Source organism: Bradyrhizobium genosp. SA-3 (genome assembly GCF_004212635.1).
Lineage (GTDB): Bacteria > Pseudomonadota > Alphaproteobacteria > Rhizobiales > Xanthobacteraceae > Bradyrhizobium.
In genome coordinates, this window is record NZ_PSRT01000377.1 from 1 (window position 1) to 253 (window position 253).

1 protein-coding gene is annotated in these 253 nt (G+C 64.4%); it reads right to left on the reverse strand.

What is annotated here, in order from left to right; translation table 11 throughout:
• On the reverse strand, positions 1–253 hold a 253-nt coding region (locus CWO91_RS42540), incomplete at both ends, for a beta-ketoacyl synthase N-terminal-like domain-containing protein (RefSeq protein ID WP_283811093.1).

Consider the following 253-nt stretch of genomic DNA (forward strand, 5'->3'; position numbering starts at 1 on the left):
GCTCGTCATCGACAGCGTGGAACTTATTCATGTGTTCGTTCTGCACGAGGCTGATCGATTCGATACCGCCGCCGATCGCGACTTCGACTCCGTCGAGCATGATCGAACGTGCGGCCACCGCGATGGCCTGGAGACCGGACGCGCATTGCCGATCGATCGTGGTGCCGGCGACGGTGACCGGCAGGCCGGCCCGGATCGCGCCCTTGCGCGCGACGTTCATCACCATGGTGCCTTGCTGCATCGCGCAGCCCAT